This window comes from Candidatus Magnetobacterium casense (assembly GCF_019173545.1).
GTDB lineage: Bacteria > Nitrospirota > Thermodesulfovibrionia > Thermodesulfovibrionales > Magnetobacteriaceae > Magnetobacterium > Magnetobacterium cryptolimnobacter.
Window position 1 is genome coordinate 1 of record NZ_JABXWD010000033.1, and the last position, 16,345, is coordinate 16,345.

Consider the following 16,345-nt stretch of genomic DNA (forward strand, 5'->3'; position numbering starts at 1 on the left):
TTTCGTAGCGGGGGACTTGGCGTACGGGCCGAAGCTGATAATCGATGCCGTAGCCTCGGGCAAGACGGCAGCTATGGCGGTACACGAGTATATAAGTGCGGCGAAACCGGAAGTTAAGATCGAAGAAAGGCATATGACAGTGCCTGATAACGTGGCAGCCCAGTATTGGGATTATGAGAAATTGCCGAGGGTTGGGACGGGTGCCGAGGCGGCAGAGGCACGGCTTAAGGATGTATTTACGCTGGTAGAGACAGGGTACGCAAAGGATGAGGCAGAGATTCAGGGAAAAAGGTGTCTAAACTGTGCGGTAAACACGATATTTGATGGCAACAAGTGCATACTGTGCGGCGGGTGTGCCGACGTATGTCCGGAGTATTGTTTGAAGCTCGTCAGCCTGGATAGAATCAGGGCGAGCGAGACGCTCACGATGCTTTACAAGGCAAGATTTGGGAAGGAACCGATAGGTTCAGGCAGTGCGATAGTAAAAGATGAGGACAGGTGTATAAGATGCAGTTTATGTGCAAAACGTTGTCCCGTCGATGCGATAACGATGGAGCGATTTTCATTTAAGGAGGTTTTAATCGATGAGTAGTGAGGCTCAGCATAAGGACACGGTTATAACAAGACGGGAATTTTTAAATGCGGCGGCCATAGGCGCGGCTTTTTTGTCCCTAGCGGCCGTGTTCGCGGGATTGTTCAGGTTTTTAAAACCAAAGGTAGAGTATGAAGAGGCAACGAAGTTTAAAATCGGAACGGCGGACAACTTCCCCGTCGGAGTAGTGAGCAAGTTTGACGAAAAGGGTGTGTTTGTGTTTTCCAGCGAAGAGGGGCTATACGCCATATCCAGTGTGTGTACCCATCTGGGATGTTTGGTTGCGCTAACGGATACCGGTTTTGCATGTCCGTGCCACGGCTCCGAATTTAATAAAAATGGCAAGGTGTCCGGCGGGCCGGCGCCAAGAGGTCTCCCATGGCTCCAGATAAGCCGCGATGTAGATGGAAGCCTTGACGTAGATACGGCAAAAGAAGTTCCGGTTGGGACACTATTTAAGATTGCATGATTTGGAGGAACAATGAGTGAGTCAAAAAATTCAGGTATAGGTGCATTGGCAGATAACCTGAAGGCGATTTGGTGTTCGTTTGCAGGGTCGTTTTTCAGGGCTGGCAAGCCCACGTCCGATATGTCGAGGGCTGCCATAATGGTCAACAATTTCTTCCTGCACATTCACAGCGTTAAGACGCATATAAACTCATTGAGACCTGGGTATACACTCGGCATGGGGCTTATATCGATGTTTTTGTGCCTGATAACGGTCGGCTCGGGCGTTGCCCTGATGGTTTATTATAATCCGTCGATAGAAAACGCCTATAACAGCGTTAAGGACATTAATTTTGTCGTTTTTGCGGGTAAACTTATAAGGAATTCACACAAATGGGCCGGTGAGGGAATGATAGTGTTTGTGTTTTTGCACATGGCCAGGGTATTTTATACTAATTCGTATAAGAGCGGACGGGAGTTTAACTGGCTTGTAGGAATTGTGTTGCTGATATTGACCTTCGCGCTAAATCTATCCGGATACTTGCTACCGTGGGATCAGCTTTCATACTGGGCCTTGGTGATTGTCTCCAACATAATGCAATCGCCCAAGGAGCTAACCGATTCGCTGGGGTTGACCAAGTATTTCGACATGGGCGGGTTTTCAAAGGAGCTGTTTTTAGCCGGCCACACACCGGGGAAGGAGGCCCTTACGAGGGTGTATCTGCTGCATGTGGTGTTCTTGCCGGTAGTCCTGTTGGTGATCATTGGGGTACACTTCTGGAGGATTAGAAAAGACGGCGGTCTGACAAAGCCCTCTAACTACGTTGCAAAGTATGATGATAATAAATATGTGATAGTGCCGGACAAAAAGGGGGGGATATTCACTCCAAACAAGACCTACGGGTTAATGGAACTGGCTAAGGGCAAGACCCCCGCAGTGAACCAGGATGTGGAGCATACGGTGTTGAGCTGGCCAAACCTTATGGTTGCGGAGGCCGCGGTATTTATGCTCTGCATGGCAGGTGTAATAGCGTATTCGTTTTATATTGACGCACCGCTAAAGGAGCTGGCCAACGCAATGATCCCTGAGAATCCGGCCAAGGCGCCGTGGTATTTTCTGGGTTTGCAGGAGCTGCTTTCGTATTCGGCCTTTATGGGTGGAGTGGGGCTTCCAACGATAGCCTTGCTGGGGCTGGCATTGATACCGTTTTTGGACAGAGAGAATGACAAAATAGGTATATGGTTTTCAGGGAAGCAGGGAAAGTCGGTTGCCATTGAGGCACTCATTGTGGGGACTATTGTCTTAGTCGGCCTGATGGCGTTTGTGATAGCCTTTGGTTGGTTTAGAAAATGGTGGCCGGACATACCACAGATAGTGATAACCTTTATAAATCCAGGGGTGATTTGGGTAGGGTTTATGATACTGTGGGCGGTGTTTGTGACTGGCAAGACTGGCTCGACGAGGATGGGTGCTATAGCATTGTTTACGATGTTTTTAGTCAGCTATTTGATCCTAACCTATATAGGAACGGAACTCAGAGGGCCGAACTGGGCCTTTTACTGGTCAAAGAGCCAGTGGCCGATACATTAAAATAAACGGGAGAGTATTGTATGAATGACGATAAAAACGAGAAAAAGGGACATGAGATAACACGGCGGCAGTTTCTGACGTTTGCTGGCGGCGGGCTGATGCTTGCAGGGTTAAATGTCAATGTGTTGGGAATGCTCGAGTCAAACGCATCAAACCCCCTTGAGCAGTATCCGAACAGGGACTGGGAGAAGATTTTTAGAAATATCTACCAGGAGGACAGCAATTTCCACTTCCTCTGCGCCCCCAATGACACACACAACTGCCTGCTGAAGGCACACGTAAAAAACGGCGTAGTAACGAGGATAAGCCCGTCCTATAAATACGGCGAGGCCACGGACTTATACGGTAATAAGGCCTCACACCGCTGGGACCCGCGCATCTGCCAAAAGGGCATAGGCCTGGTAAGGAGGCTCTACGGTGACAGGCGCGTAAAGACCGCTATGATAAGAAAGGGCTTTAAGGACTGGGTCGACAAGGGTTTTCCAAGGGACAAGGAAACCGGGAAACCTCCGGTTGAGTATATGAGGCGCGGTGATGACAAGTGGCAGAAGATCTCATGGGATGAGGTCTATGACATTACGGCCAAGGCCCTGCGCAACATCGCAGAGGCATATTCAGGTGAACAGGGTACGAAGTATTTGACGAAGCAGGGATACGACCCCGCCGTTGTGGACGCGGTGCATGGAGCCGGGGTGCAGACCTTTAAGTTAAGGGGCGGCATGGCATTACTTGGCGCTACGAGGATATTTGGATACTACAGGTTTGCCAATATGCTGGCCCTGCTGGATGTGAAGGTAAGGAACGTCAAGCCTGAAGATGCAGTAGGCGCCCGCGGTTGGGACAGTTATACGTGGCACACGGACCTTCCGCCAGGACACCCGATGGTTACCGGGGCACAGACCAACGAGTTTGAGCTGTTTGCGGTAGAGAGGGCAAAACTCATCCTCGTATGGGGCCTGAACTGGATAACAACAAAGATGCCCGACGCGCATTGGATGACAGAGGCCAGGTTGAAAGGCTCCAAAGTAGTGGTGATTACCGTGGAGTATCCGGCAACCGCGTGCCGTGCGGATGAGGTAATTGTGATAAGGCCAGGCACTGACCCCGCCTTTACGTTGGGCCTTGCGCAGGTAATCATAAAGGAAAATCTCTACGATGTGAACAACGTAAAGAAGAATACGGACTTGCCGTTTCTGGTTAGGCTTGACAATCTTAAGCTCCTGCGTCCAGAGGATGTGATAGCTGGTTATAAGAGGAAAAACGCAACGAGAAAGACTAATGTCATGGGAAAGGACGTAAAGCCCCCGATGGTAAAAGAACAAGGAGATCAGTATATAGCAGAGGCGCTGTTTAACGAATGGCAGGACTTTGTCGTTTGGGACGTAAAGAAAAACGCCCCCGTACCCATCAGCAGGGATGACTTTGGCGACCAGATGCCGGCAGACCCAAAACTCGAAGGGGTGTTCGATATAACTACGGTAGATGGAAAAAAGATTCAGGTACGCCCCGTATTTGATCTTATGAAAGAATACGTGAACGAAAACTATACCCCTGAACAAGTGGAGACGATAACGTGGGCTCCGAAGGATGCGGTAATATCTCTCGCCAGGCAAATTGCCAACAATAAGGAACAAACGCTGTTTACAACTGGTATGGGGACGAACCAGTTCTTTAACAACGATCTAAAAGACAGGGCGATATTTTTTGTAAGCGCGCTGACACGCAACCTGGGTTATCCTGGCGGCAACGTAGGAAGCTATGCCGGCAACTTCAGGGGGGCATTAATAGGCGGTATGGCCACGTATGTTATGGAGAATCCCTTCGACCAGGAACTTGACCCGGCAAAAAAGTCGAAGATCAAGAAATTCCTTAAATATGAGTCCGCCCACTATTTTAACTACGGCGACAGGACGTTGCGTGTAGGGGGGCATCTGTTTGCTGGCAAGACCCATATGAATACACCGTCAAAGGTAATGATGATAAATAACTCCAACTCGCTGATAGGAAACGCCAAGGGCCACTACGATGTAGTGCTAAACACATTGAGAGGCTTCGAGATGATAACCGTGGCTGAATACTGGTGGACAGCTTCCTGCGAATATGCAGATATAGTGTATGGATGTGATTCTCCGGTGGAGTTTAAGAAGTACGATTTTACGGCATCCTGTACGAATCCGTTCCTTCAGGTATATCCAAGGACTCCGCTTCCGAGGATATTCGATACGAAGCCTGATGTCGATATACTTGCCGGAATTGCCATAGCGTTAGGCAAACAGTTAAATGAAAAGAGATTTGCCGACCACTGGAAGTTTGTAACTGAGGACAAGATGGAGGTATATTCCCAGAGGATAATAAACGCCTCAGCTAATCTCACCGGCAATACGATACAGAAGCTTGAGGAGGATGCTAAAAACGGGAAACCCGCCCTGATGAACTGCCGCACGTATCCGAGGATATCCAGCTATGAGCAGGTTCACGAGGGTAAGCCGTATTATACGAAATCCGGCAGGCTTGAGTTCTACCGCCACGAAAACGAGTGGATAGAGCATGGCGAAAATATGATTGTCTATAGAGAGCCGATAGACGCGACATTCTATGAACCGAACGTAATCGTCGGCAAAAAACACACCGCCATTAGGCCGAAAAAGCCGGAGGACTGGGGGTTTTCGACGAATGACCTTTCTACAGATACAAGACAGGTAAGAAATATACAAAAGACAATCGAGGAGTTGATGCAGACAAAGCATCCGCTTATGAAAAAGGGCTATAAGTTCATCCTGCATACGCCGAAGTACCGTCACGGCGCGCATACGACCCCGTCCGACACGGATTTGGTAGCCGTCTGGTTTGGGCCGTTTGCCGATATGTACAGGCGCGACAAGAGGAATCCATTTGTTACGGAGATGTATGTTGATATAAACCCGCTGGACGCTAAAGAGATAGGGGTAAATGACGGCGACTATGTCTATATAGACGCCGATCCCGAAGATCGTCCATACAGAGGGGCAAAAAAGACCGACGAGTATTATAAGGTCGCAAGGCTTCTCTGCCGGGCACGCTTCTATCCCGGTACGCCGCGTGGGGTAACAAGGATGTGGCACAACGTTTACCCTGCATCGATAGGCAGTGTCAAAGGACATGAGACCAGGCCGGACGGCCTTGCGAAAAGCCCTGAGACGAACTATCAGGCGATGTTCCGTTATGGAAGCCACCAGAGTACGACACGGGCGTGGCTTAGGCCGACACTTCTAACTGATTCGCTGGTGCATAAGGAGATGTTTGGCCAGACGATAGGAAAGGGGTTTGAGCCGGATATACACTGTGCTGATGGTGCGCCGAGGGAAGGCTTTGTTACAATCCTGAAGGCTGAAGACGGCGGCATCGATGGAAAAGGGCCGTGGAGGCCGGTAAAGAGCGGCATTCGCCCCACTATGGAAAACGAAAGCATGTTAGCGTTTATAAACGGAAAATTTATAGCCACTAAAAAATAAGGAGAGCTACCTCGATGCAAATGAGAAAGGTATTTAACTGGCAATTAGGCAGGAATGCATCATATGTGTTTCCTCAGGTGAGGCCGAAGAAGCAATGGGCCATGATCTTTGACCTGAATAAGTGCATAGCCTGCCAGACGTGTTCGCTGGCATGTAAAACGACATGGACGTCCGGAAAAGGCCAGGAATATATGTTTTGGAACAATGTGGAGACAAAACCCTATGGTGGATATCCGGTGGCATGGGATATGGCGATCCTGGCCAAACTGGGGATGCAGGAATGGCATGGAGATAAATACGCCGGCAAGACCCTGTTTGAGGCTGCGGAAAAGGATGAGAAAATCCTCCAACACATACCCGCCGATGAGGACTGGGCCCATCCGAACATAGGCGAGGACGAGATAGCCGGTGCGGTTAATAAAGGCGATTGGATAACCATGCCCCACAAGGTGTGGATGTACTATTTGCCAAGGACATGTGCCCACTGCACCTATCCGGCGTGTGTGGCGGCGTGTCCGAGAAAGGCGATATATAAAAGGCCGGAAGACGGCATAGTTCTAATAGACCAGGCCCGTTGCCGCGGCTACAGGGAGTGTGTGCGTGCGTGTCCATATAAGAAACCGATGTTTAATGTGGAAACAAGGATAAGCGAGAAGTGTATAGGGTGCTATCCGAAGATGGAAAAGGGAGAGATGAGCCAGTGTGTAACTAACTGTATAGGAAGGATAAGGCTGCATGGTTATCTGAGTATGCCAGATAAGGCGGTAAAGGAAAATCCTATAGATTATCTAGTCCATGTGAGAAAACTGGCACTGCCGCTATATCCGCAGTTCGGAACGGAGTCGAACATATACTACATCCCGCCAATACACGCGCCAGTAGCCTATATGGAGCAGATGTTTGGTCCTGGTGTTGGCAATGCGGTAAAGACGTATAAAAATATACCAAACGACCAAACTCTTAAGGGACTGTTGGTTTTATTCGGGAGTATGGAAAAAACCCTCTCTTCGTTTAAGGTTGACGAGAAGTTCGCATACGGTTATGATGGAAAAGGCGGCGAAATAGTGAAGGTGCCCGTGACGGAACCTATGTATGTGAGGGAATTTTTCGATCAAAAGCTTCAGGCATACAGGCAAAATACACCTTAAGGGGATTTGGAGGCTATAATGATAAGAAAACAAATATGGTTAATACTGCTGATAGTGCTTGCGGCCATGTCGGCCGCGTATGGGCAAGAGAAGGTTTTTGTCGAGATTACCTCGTTTCGCAAGGATATAGACGTCTCGAAAGTTGGCATAAACGACGAGGTATGGAAGGGTGTTGCGTCGTATAAGCAGCCGCTTCAGAGGCAGTTTCTCGTCGAACCAAAACCAAAGGAGGTCGGAGTGAAAGAGATGTTTGTCCAGTCGATAAATGACGGCAAGTACATTGCATTCCGGCTCACGTGGAAAGACGATACAAAAGACGACGTGCTAAAGATAACAAGTTTCTCTGATGCGGCGGCGATACAGTTCCCGCTTTCCTCAGAGCAGCTGCCGGAGTATTTTATGGGTGAGCCCAAAAAACCAGTACACATCATGTACTGGAGGGCCTGGAGGTCTAAAGACCAAAAAGACGGGGTTCAAACTGTAAACACGGCCTATCCGAACATGACAATCGATATGTACAGCTTTGACTACAAGGTCTCTGGAGTAGGGACGGACAAGACACAGGCCCAAAAGGACATGTTTATACCTGGAAGGGCGGCGCAAAACCCTCTGTCTGTAGCACATAAGGAGATAATAGAAGAGGCCACGTCCGAAGGGCCTGGCACTTATAAGACCAAACCCGTGGAGAATACCGTTGGAGAGGCCGTGTGGCAAAACGGCTCATGGACGCTTATAGTAAAAAGGCCGATGACGGTAAACGACGCGGGCAGCGTGCAGTTCAAGGCCGGAGAGAAAAAGCCTATATCCTTTGCCGTGTGGGAAGGACACCGTCTGGAAGGGGGCGGACGCAAGGCAGTAAGCCCGGCGTGGGCCGAAGTGTTGGTGAAATAGACATGGAAGAACTGGTATATCTATATAAGTTAGCCTCGCTGGGGCTTTCGTATCCCCAAGAGGCTAGCTGGTCATCGATAGAGAACATCCTTTCAGAGAGGGAGAGGCTCTTCACGGGTGACATACTGCGGATGGTCAATGATTTCAACGAGCAATTTGAACTTGGGGCTATCGATGATCTCAGAGCAGACTACTTGAACTATTTCGACATGGGGGGGCAGATATCCCCCTACGAGACCGAGTATCTGACGGAGAAGATCTCGCGGAAGCCATTCGAGTTGGCAGACATTGCGGGTTTTTACAGGGCCTTTGGCTTAAGTGTCAATGAGTCGGCCGATAATAAGGAGCTCATAGACCATATATCTGTAGAACTTGAGTTCATGGCCCTTTTGACAGCGAAGGCGTTATATGCAATGGACAGCCAGTCGAAGGAGCACGAAGAGATTGTGCTTGACGCGAAGGAAAAATTTTTGAGAGACCATCTTGCGAGGTGGGGGTTTTTCTACTGCCGCCAGCTGGAGAGTCTTGAAGGAGGAGAGATATATAAAAGCCTTGGGCGGATTGTGGACGCAGTCCTAACGTTAGAGTGTGAAAGGCATGGTCTCGATAAGACCCTCTTTAACAAAGATTTAACGAGAGAGGCCCTGAGCGGCGTCAGATGCGATACGCTGTCTTGCGGCCCGTTGCCGGGCGAAATATGAGAGAGCCGGGAGAATATTCTATGGAGAAGAAAATACTTTATGTAACAGAGAGGGAGGATTATGCACGGTAGATATTATTCATGGATGATTTTTTTATCTGGAGTTGTACTGATAATATTCACTGTAATGTTTATTCACAGCGAGATGTCGCCGCAGTGGAAACCTTACCAACTTGAGTATAGGGATTTGGCCATAGCCAACGCCAAGGATGCCGATACGAAGAAGACGGCCATGACGATGGACATTGAGGTCAAGCAGATTTATCTGGGCGGGCTGAAGCGTATAGACAGATGCACGAGCTGTCACATCGGGGTAGAGAATCCTATGATGGCTAAGGCACTGTTACCGCTAAAGGCGCACAGCGGGCCATATCTGAAAAACCATCCGTCAAGCAAGTTCGGATGTACGATTTGCCACAACGGGCAGGGCAGGGCAGTGGATATGAAAAACGCGCATGGCCTCGGACACGATACCCACTGGGATTTGCCCATATTACCGCTTAAGTATATCCAGAGTGCATGTGCCTCGTGCCATGACTCCAATATGCTGAAAGACAAGGGCGGTGATAAGGTGGTAAAGGGTGAAGTACTGTTTAGGGAGCGCGGCTGCAAGGGCTGCCATAAACTAAACGGCGTGGGCGGCGTTATAGGGAAGGCCCTCGATGGCGTAGGGTCTCAGCCGGTTGCGTATTTCCCGATGAAGAATGTCCGCGGCGATAAAACTGTATACTCGTGGATGAAAGAACACTTCGACGACCCAAGAAATATTGTCTCCACAAGCGAGATGAAGTCAGATTTTACCGATGAAGAGACAGACCAGTTGACGACCTACGTACTGTCTCTGCACTCGGATGAGATACCAAAGAAATACAGGCGTTTTTTGAAAGAACCGGAAGTTCCTGATACTGGTGAGTATTTGTATAAGATGTACTGTGGAGCCTGCCATGCATCAGGGAAAGACAGCGTTTACGACGAGGTGTTTAAGAGGACTATTCCATCGATCGAAAATCCTTCGTTTTTAAAGGCGGTGGACAGGAAGTATCTTAAGACAGTAATAGAAGAGGGTCGGGCCGGGACGCAGATGACGGCATGGAAATCGTCTGCCGCAGGTCTTACAAATGCACAGATCGATAAAATAGTTGATTATATAATAAAGGATAAACCTGCGGAGGCATCGGAGGCATTTGATTTTGCCGCGTATAAACCTGATATAAGAAATGGCGAAGAGCTGTATAGGGTACGATGCGTAAGCTGCCACGGCAAAAAAGGAGAGGGCGGCGTAGGGCTTAACCTGAGAAATCCCGTGGTTCAGAAAGGGGCAACGGCGGAGTTCCTTGCAATAACGCTGCGCGACGGAAGAGAGGGCACCCACATGGCGGCATTTGGACCCAACGGGGCCGGATTGACTAACGAAAACATCGCCGATGTAGTGGCATACGTCAAGACGCTTTCGACAAAGAAGTGATTTAAAAAACTAAGACAACAGCCTTCCGTCACCATGTGGCGGCTGGCTGTTGCCTCATACCAAAGATGTGGTCAGAGAAGCAGTCAGATGTCGAATATTATTACGGCGCTCCAGCCTGCGGCGCCCTTCTCAAGTTGCAGCTTGTGGTACGTCGCCGCCTTTATCAGTAGACCACATTCGTGTTTTTCCGGATTAAAATACTCACCATTGAGTGTAGCGAGGATGTGGCGGCCGTCCAGAGATTCTATAGTTACTTTCTTTCCAATAAACCCATCCGTATCAAATATGTATATGAGTTCGTTAAGCCATGCGACTAAAAGCCTTTCCGTTGTGTCCTCCATGACTTTTACCTGTATCGTAGTTATCGCATTGACGGTCTCAATTGAAGTTGTTAGTGAATAAAATCCAATTGCGGCATTTATAAAGATATCCTCAAGCGTTTGGCCAAGTACGTTGATTCCTAAATCACCCGATATGTCCAGTATCTCCACATTTTCCATGTCTTAAATTAACATAAAATTGACGAATGAATCCAGATGCATACATAAATGTAGCTATGAGACAATTTCGTATGTAGCATCTCGTGTAGCCCTCTGTCAATTAGCGCATTAATAGGGGATATTCATACAGGCATGATATTTGCTCTTGTGGGCGCAGCAGTTTCATTAATCTGATCAGAGAGGTGTTATACGATGAAGGTAATAAGAAGGGCCCCGCTTCGCAAGATTCAGAGGAGGATGCTCGTAATTATTATTCTTGTTACCATCGTCGTGCCGTTGTTGCCGCTTGCGGTCAGAAGTGCGTGGGTATATTCGAGCCAGTCTGAATTTTGTATTTCGTGCCATACGATGAAAAAGGAATATCAGAACTGGACTCATTCGGTTCACCGCTCAGGTGCTGGCTGCGGGGATTGCCACTTGCCGCAGCAAAGTATAGTCACAAAGCTGGCCGGTAAGACCAGAGATGGTATCTACCATAGTTACGCCTATTTTTTTGACGCCGCGCCCGACCCCATAAGGATATCGAAACATGGACAGGACACGATCAAGAAAAATTGCGTGAGATGCCATACACTGATGCTGGCTAATATACACACAAACGACAGAAAGTGTTGGGAATGCCATCGTAGGGTATTCCACGGGTATTAAAATTCTGGGATATGAAAATACTGTGGGCAGGAGGTATTCACTAATGAGAAAGATAATTTACTGCGTCGTGGTGCTTTGGATGATGTCGATTATTGCGGGGTGCTCAAATGAGCCAAAGACTGCTGTCTCGGCGATAAAAATTGCTGAAGGGGAGAAAGACCCGGCAGTATGGGGGCGTAAATTCCCGAACCACTATGACAGCTATCTGAAAAACTCCGAAATATCTAAAGACCACAGCAAATACAAAAGCGACGGACAGTGTCGGTTGAGCCCGTGGCCATTTCAGTTTGTCCTGTTTGACGGCTGGGGTTTTGGAATAGAATATAACGAACCCAACGGACATACGGAGATGATGAAAGACCAGTTAAGTATTGACGGCTCGCGTAAAAAGGCCGGCGGGGTATGTCTGACGTGTAAGACCCCCTATGCTCCTGAGTTGCGGAAAAAGCTCGACATCGATTACTTCAGCAGACCATACGATGCGGTATTAAATGAAATTCCAGACAAACACAAGCGGCTTGGGCTTGTCTGTCTCGATTGCCATGACCCTGCTACGATGGATTTGCGCATAAGCCGCCACACGCTGATAGAGGCATTGAAGTCGATAGGAAAAGACCCCGAAAAATTAACGAGACAGGAAAAACGTTCTCTCGTCTGTGCCCAGTGTCACGTAGATTACTCGATACCAAAGGACAAGGACGGGAAATCCATAGGTCTGGTATTTCCGTGGAAAAACGGCAAGTGGGGTAATATAACTATCGAATCGGTTATAAGGCAAATCAAAGACGAAGGCTTGAAAGAGTGGAAACACAAACCTACGGCACAGGAGTTAGGACACGTCCGCCATCCAGAGTTTGAGCTATATTCATCGGCTGGCAGCGTACATTGGGCGGCAGGTGTTGCCTGTGCCGATTGCCACATGCCCTATGAGAGGGTAGGACGGGAGAAGATATCCTCTCACAGATGGGAAAGTCCGATGAAAAAGGACATGAAGGCGTGTATGCAGTGTCATAACCAGGACGCCAGGTGGCTGAAAGAACAGGTCTTGAATATTCAGGACAGGGTTAATCATATGTTCACAAAGGCCGGCTATACCTTAGCGGCCGCGGCGTTGACCATAGAGGCCGCCGGGAATATCCCGCTGATGGATAATGCCTCGATAAATAAGGCAAAGGCCCTCTACGAAGAGGCATACTATAGATGTACCTGGATAGGGGCGGAAAACAGTATGGGTTTCCACAATCCTACGGAGGCGTTGCGCGTCCTTGGCGATGCCATTGATATCGGGCGTCAGGCTGAAATGCATGCAAGAGAGGCCGTCATAAAGATGTCAGCAACACCGCTTGAGTTCAACATGGCGTTAATCGACGAAATCGTTGCACAGAGATATAAATCTCCTGACAGCAAGATCGGTTTTAAATCTGGCATTCGTAAGAGAGCCGCCTTAATAAACGAAAAATGAAACAAAGAGTAAGGAGGGCGTGATGAAAAAAATAGCATTTCTTCTAACGGCGTTGTCTCTGTTGCCTGCGGTAGCCGAGGCCGCGGCAGAGTCAGCGATAGACAGCGGCAATACTGCGTGGATGTTGGCGTCAACGGCCCTTGTGATGCTTATGACGCCGGGCATAGGGCTTTTTTACGGAGGCATGGTGAGGAGGAAAAACGTCCTTGGTACGATGATACAGGGCTTTGCGATACTCAGCGTTGTGAGCGTGATATGGGTACTCTGGGGGTATACGCTTGCCTTTGGGCCGGACATAGGCGGCGTGATAGGGGGCCTTAACTGGTTTATGCTTAATGGCATCAGTGAAGAGTCTGCCCAGAGGGCTGGTACAGTGCCGCATCTCATATTTGCAATGTACCAGGGGATGTTCGCGGCAATAACGCCTGCGATAATAACAGGGGTATTTGCCGAGAGGATGAAGTTTTCCGCACTGCTTGTCTTTACGGTGCTCTGGGTAACCTTTGTATATGCACCAGTGTGCCATTGGATGTGGGGTGGGGGGTGGATGGGGGAGATAATGGGAGTGCTTGATTTTGCGGGTGGTGTGGTGGTCCACATAAGCGCGGCTGTCAGCGCTGTTGCTGCCCTGATAATAATAGGAAAACGAAGGGGGTATGGCGTTATGGCAATGCCTCCTAATAATCTACCGCTTACAGTGCTTGGCGGCGGGTTGTTGTGGTTTGGCTGGTTTGGATTTAATGCCGGTAATGCAGGCTCTACGGGCGGGGTTGCTGCCACTGCCCTCGTTTCGACGAATACTGCGGCAGGGGCGGCGGCCCTTGCATGGCTATTTATCGAGTGGCGGCACGTGGGAAGGCCTACCGTACTTGGGATTGTCAGTGGGGCGATTACGGGTCTTGTTGCGATAACGCCTGCTGCCGGATATGTAACTCCCATGGCTTCTATTGTCATTGGGGCGGTGGCAGGGTTGTTATGTTACATAGCCGTAATGCTAAAGCAACGGTTTGGTTACGACGATTCTTTAGACGTAGTTTGCATTCATGGGGTAGGTGGCACATGGGGTGCTGCAGCTGCCGGACTATTCGCCTCCCAAGCGGTAAATCCCCTTGGAGTCAATGGCGTGTTCTATGGAAACCCGCCAGTTTTAGCCATACAGGTGATAGCCGTGTTAGGAACATACATATTTGTTTTTACAGCCTCTTTTGTCGTATTGAAAACTGTTGATATCTCAATTGGTCTGAGGGTCGATGAAGAAACTGAATACACAGGAATAGACAAAGCACAGCACGGCGAAAGCGGTTTCATATTATAACTGTCAAGAAATGAACTCAGACACAATCCACAATTAAAATTTTTATAAGAATTAATTTTCTTTATCAGATTCTGATAGGCGAATGCTTTTAGCTTCATCTCATGCTGCCGACATTACTCTGTCTGAGTCTTGCCACTCGCCTGCCATGCCTCTATGTGCGCCCTCCAATAGATAGATTCCTTTGAGAGTGATACTTCTTCCTTTGCTCGTCATCATGAACCTCCTTGTTTCGGCTCATTATGACACCTCCTTTTTCTATTGTTAAAGATGGGGTTTTCTTGACGCTTACCCTGATTTGCGTCGTCCCCTCTCGACTGCCTTGTTTAAGGCCGTCCCTCATTCCAAAGGACACTACTTTCCGTCAGAGATGAACTTTTGGATTCGATTGTTCCAGGTATCAACCACGTATACATAGCCTGATGAATCCACTGTAATGCCGGTTGGGTACTTAAACTGCCCGTCACCGGTTCCTTTATCTCCCCACCTGGTGATAAATATTCCGTCAGCGGTGAACTTCTTGATACGGTTAAATTCTCTATCTACCACATAAAAGTTACCTGTTTTATCCACTGCTACAGCAGCTGTGTTACCAAAAAACCAGTGTTGTGATATACTTGGCCACATACGATCAAACTGATAAGCCCCATCTGCTAACCCAACTCTTAAAACTACCAAGCTTACCAACAAACACACCACACTCAGTACAATCCTGTTAAACATAGCGACCCTCCAATTATTTGCCGACCCTCTTAGTTGTTTCAACCTTTTGTCTTGGTTCAGTGTGGATTGGACAAATCCGATTCACAATGTAAGATGCAATGAGAGCAGTTACGCTCAGAAGTATTCATACCTAAAGGACGAGTTTTTAAGGCATAAGAGATCTTTCATCCGGTTAAGGTTTTTGTAGAGCGTAAACTTTCGTCCACGCTCTGCTAACCGTCTGATTAGTCCCAACACGCCATCCCTCGACAGATTGCTCTCCAGTAGAGCCTGTCTCCGTTTCGCCTGCTAACTTCAGTTTAGCATCTCCGGAATTCTATTGTCAAGATGAGCGTTCAGGGGGGGACGTTCAGGGAACACAATGCTTAATTCCGCGACAAAACTCAGGGGGAATAATTAAGTATTGTGTCCCCCGATTTGCCTCCCCCGATTTGCCTTGTGTCACTGACCTTGTGAAGCCTGCCTCCCCTATAATAAAAAAAATGGAACTAACTGAGAAGCAGCGATTGGGAATATACCGGAGTCCGGATTTTGTTGCATTTATATGGGCAAAATATGTTTTTTCCTAATACATATGTTATAATTTACCTATAGAGCTGGTGATGTTCACCCTGAGAACAGCCGAGACGCTATCAGTAGGAGAGGATGAAAATGGCTACAATAACCTTTAGAGCAATGGTATCACACGGCACGATAGAACCTATAGAAAAAGTGGAATTACCGGAGGGCATGAGACTGAAAGTAACGATAGAAAATGATGAGAATGACACTCTCGTTACAGGCAAATGGGCAAAAATCGCACAGGTAATGGCAGAGGAGAATTTGTTGGAAGGGCAAAGTGAGGAGTTCTTGCAATTTACAAAAACATTTAGAGATGACTTTATTTTTAAAAGCAGTTTTTCTAAATAAATTATGAAAAAATACTTGTTAGACACAAACATTGTCGCATATATGGAGGATATATTTTCATTATTTCATAAGCCAGCTATTAAGAAGTTGTCTGAAATACCTGATACCAGTATTATCTATGTATCCTTGCTTACTCTCTATGAGATAGAATATGGCATTGCCTTGTTGGGAAGAGATAAATCAAACATATTATCAGTTCTAAAGAAATCTGTAAAGAATAACTTTCCAATTCTTCCCTTAACAGAAAAAAGCACTGAAATCTTTGGAGATATAAAAGCGGCATATAAAACAAATGTTGGAATTAGCGAGAAATCCATTGAGAGACACAATATTGATTTTATTTTAGCAGCATCATCTATAGCAGAAAAATGTATTTTAGTAAGCAATGACACAATATTTACCACTCTGACAACGATATGTTCAGATTTTGCACATGAAAACTGGGCTATCGTATAAGCTGTTACAA

General features: G+C 47.8%; 15 protein-coding genes. 13 read left to right on the forward strand and 2 right to left on the reverse strand.

From position 1 onward, the window contains the following. The 8 genes from HWQ67_RS03135 to HWQ67_RS03170 all read left to right on the forward strand — a co-directional run. Nucleotides 1–592: 4Fe-4S binding protein (locus HWQ67_RS03135; RefSeq protein WP_218251192.1), on the forward strand; the 592-nt coding region annotated here is incomplete at its 5' end. Beyond that, nucleotides 585–1,061: a ubiquinol-cytochrome c reductase iron-sulfur subunit gene (locus HWQ67_RS03140; protein ID WP_218251193.1), complete on the forward strand. Its 477-nt coding sequence runs from the start codon at nt 585–587 to the stop codon at nt 1,059–1,061. The genes HWQ67_RS03135 and HWQ67_RS03140, both read left to right, overlap by 8 nt. Nucleotides 1,062–1,073: 12 nt before the next feature. Continuing rightward, the gene (locus HWQ67_RS03145; RefSeq protein WP_218251194.1) at nt 1,074–2,630 is read left to right on the forward strand and encodes a cytochrome b N-terminal domain-containing protein; all 1,557 of its coding nucleotides are present in this window, start codon (nt 1,074–1,076) and stop codon (nt 2,628–2,630) included. A 20-nt stretch (nt 2,631–2,650) separates the two neighbouring features. After that, complete coding sequence (locus tag HWQ67_RS03150) at nt 2,651–6,121, forward strand: molybdopterin-dependent oxidoreductase (protein ID WP_218251195.1); 3,471 nt, start codon at nt 2,651–2,653, stop codon at nt 6,119–6,121. Nucleotides 6,122–6,141: 20 nt separating this feature from the next. Then, entirely contained in the window at nt 6,142–7,269 is a 1,128-nt protein-coding gene (locus tag HWQ67_RS03155; protein ID WP_255317086.1) for a 4Fe-4S dicluster domain-containing protein, read from the forward strand. 18 nt (nt 7,270–7,287) lie between these two features. Continuing rightward, nucleotides 7,288–8,160, forward strand: coding sequence for an ethylbenzene dehydrogenase-related protein (locus tag HWQ67_RS03160; RefSeq protein WP_218251197.1), 873 nt, complete (start codon nt 7,288–7,290; stop codon nt 8,158–8,160). A 2-nt stretch (nt 8,161–8,162) separates the two neighbouring features. Continuing rightward, complete coding sequence (locus HWQ67_RS03165; RefSeq protein ID WP_218251198.1) at nt 8,163–8,861, forward strand: TorD/DmsD family molecular chaperone; 699 nt, start codon at nt 8,163–8,165, stop codon at nt 8,859–8,861. A 126-nt stretch (nt 8,862–8,987) separates the two neighbouring features. Beyond that, nucleotides 8,988–10,325 (forward strand): c-type cytochrome, encoded by a 1,338-nt coding sequence (locus tag HWQ67_RS03170; protein ID WP_218251199.1) that lies wholly within the window; start codon nt 8,988–8,990, stop codon nt 10,323–10,325. Between the two features lie 83 nt (nt 10,326–10,408). Here the strand turns inward: HWQ67_RS03170 and HWQ67_RS03175 are convergent, their stop codons facing one another. Continuing rightward, nucleotides 10,409–10,825: an archease gene (locus HWQ67_RS03175; RefSeq protein WP_218251200.1), complete on the reverse strand. Its 417-nt coding sequence runs from the start codon at nt 10,823–10,825 to the stop codon at nt 10,409–10,411. Between the two features lie 192 nt (nt 10,826–11,017). On the opposite strand from HWQ67_RS03175, the gene nrfH reads away from it, so the two are divergent. From nrfH to HWQ67_RS03190, 3 genes are read left to right on the forward strand one after another with little or no spacing between them, the layout of a single operon-like run. Further along, nucleotides 11,018–11,473, forward strand: a complete 456-nt coding sequence (gene nrfH / locus HWQ67_RS03180) for a cytochrome c nitrite reductase small subunit (protein WP_218251201.1) — start codon at nt 11,018–11,020, stop codon at nt 11,471–11,473. Between the two features lie 43 nt (nt 11,474–11,516). Beyond that, entirely contained in the window at nt 11,517–12,935 is a 1,419-nt protein-coding gene (locus HWQ67_RS03185) for an ammonia-forming cytochrome c nitrite reductase subunit c552 (RefSeq protein WP_218251202.1), read from the forward strand. A 22-nt stretch (nt 12,936–12,957) separates the two neighbouring features. After that, the gene (locus HWQ67_RS03190; protein ID WP_255317085.1) at nt 12,958–14,250 is read left to right on the forward strand and encodes an ammonium transporter; all 1,293 of its coding nucleotides are present in this window, start codon (nt 12,958–12,960) and stop codon (nt 14,248–14,250) included. Between the two features lie 351 nt (nt 14,251–14,601). On the opposite strand, the gene HWQ67_RS03195 is transcribed toward HWQ67_RS03190, so the two are convergent. Further along, nucleotides 14,602–14,796 (reverse strand): hypothetical protein, encoded by a 195-nt coding sequence (locus HWQ67_RS03195; RefSeq protein WP_218251203.1) that lies wholly within the window; start codon nt 14,794–14,796, stop codon nt 14,602–14,604. A gap of 825 nt (nt 14,797–15,621) precedes the next feature. On the opposite strand from HWQ67_RS03195, the gene HWQ67_RS03200 reads away from it, so the two are divergent. Together HWQ67_RS03200 and HWQ67_RS03205 are read left to right on the forward strand one after the other, a co-directional pair. Next, nucleotides 15,622–15,879, forward strand: a complete 258-nt coding sequence (locus HWQ67_RS03200; RefSeq protein ID WP_218251204.1) for an antitoxin AF2212-like protein — start codon at nt 15,622–15,624, stop codon at nt 15,877–15,879. Nucleotides 15,880–15,894: 15 nt separating this feature from the next. Then, a complete protein-coding gene (locus tag HWQ67_RS03205) occupies nt 15,895–16,335 on the forward strand; it encodes a type II toxin-antitoxin system VapC family toxin (protein WP_218251205.1) in 441 nt (146 codons plus the stop codon). Nucleotides 16,336–16,345 lie beyond the last annotated feature (10 nt).

Bases quoted from the DNA above. Each gene is read 5' to 3' on its own strand.
- HWQ67_RS03140 (WP_218251193.1), top strand. From the start codon at position 585: ATGAGTAGTGAGGCTCAGCATAAGGACACGGTTATAACAAGACGGGAA.
- HWQ67_RS03145 (WP_218251194.1), top strand. From the start codon at position 1,074: ATGAGTGAGTCAAAAAATTCAGGTATAGGTGCATTGGCAGATAACCTG.
- HWQ67_RS03150 (WP_218251195.1), top strand. From the start codon at position 2,651: ATGAATGACGATAAAAACGAGAAAAAGGGACATGAGATAACACGGCGG.
- HWQ67_RS03155 (WP_255317086.1), top strand. From the start codon at position 6,142: ATGAGAAAGGTATTTAACTGGCAATTAGGCAGGAATGCATCATATGTG.
- HWQ67_RS03160 (WP_218251197.1), top strand. From the start codon at position 7,288: ATGATAAGAAAACAAATATGGTTAATACTGCTGATAGTGCTTGCGGCC.
- HWQ67_RS03165 (WP_218251198.1), top strand. From the start codon at position 8,163: ATGGAAGAACTGGTATATCTATATAAGTTAGCCTCGCTGGGGCTTTCG.
- HWQ67_RS03170 (WP_218251199.1), top strand. From the start codon at position 8,988: ATGTTTATTCACAGCGAGATGTCGCCGCAGTGGAAACCTTACCAACTT.
- HWQ67_RS03175 (WP_218251200.1), bottom strand. From the start codon at position 10,825: ATGGAAAATGTGGAGATACTGGACATATCGGGTGATTTAGGAATCAAC.
- nrfH (WP_218251201.1), top strand. From the start codon at position 11,018: ATGAAGGTAATAAGAAGGGCCCCGCTTCGCAAGATTCAGAGGAGGATG.
- HWQ67_RS03185 (WP_218251202.1), top strand. From the start codon at position 11,517: ATGAGAAAGATAATTTACTGCGTCGTGGTGCTTTGGATGATGTCGATT.
- HWQ67_RS03190 (WP_255317085.1), top strand. From the start codon at position 12,958: ATGAAAAAAATAGCATTTCTTCTAACGGCGTTGTCTCTGTTGCCTGCG.
- HWQ67_RS03200 (WP_218251204.1), top strand. From the start codon at position 15,622: ATGGCTACAATAACCTTTAGAGCAATGGTATCACACGGCACGATAGAA.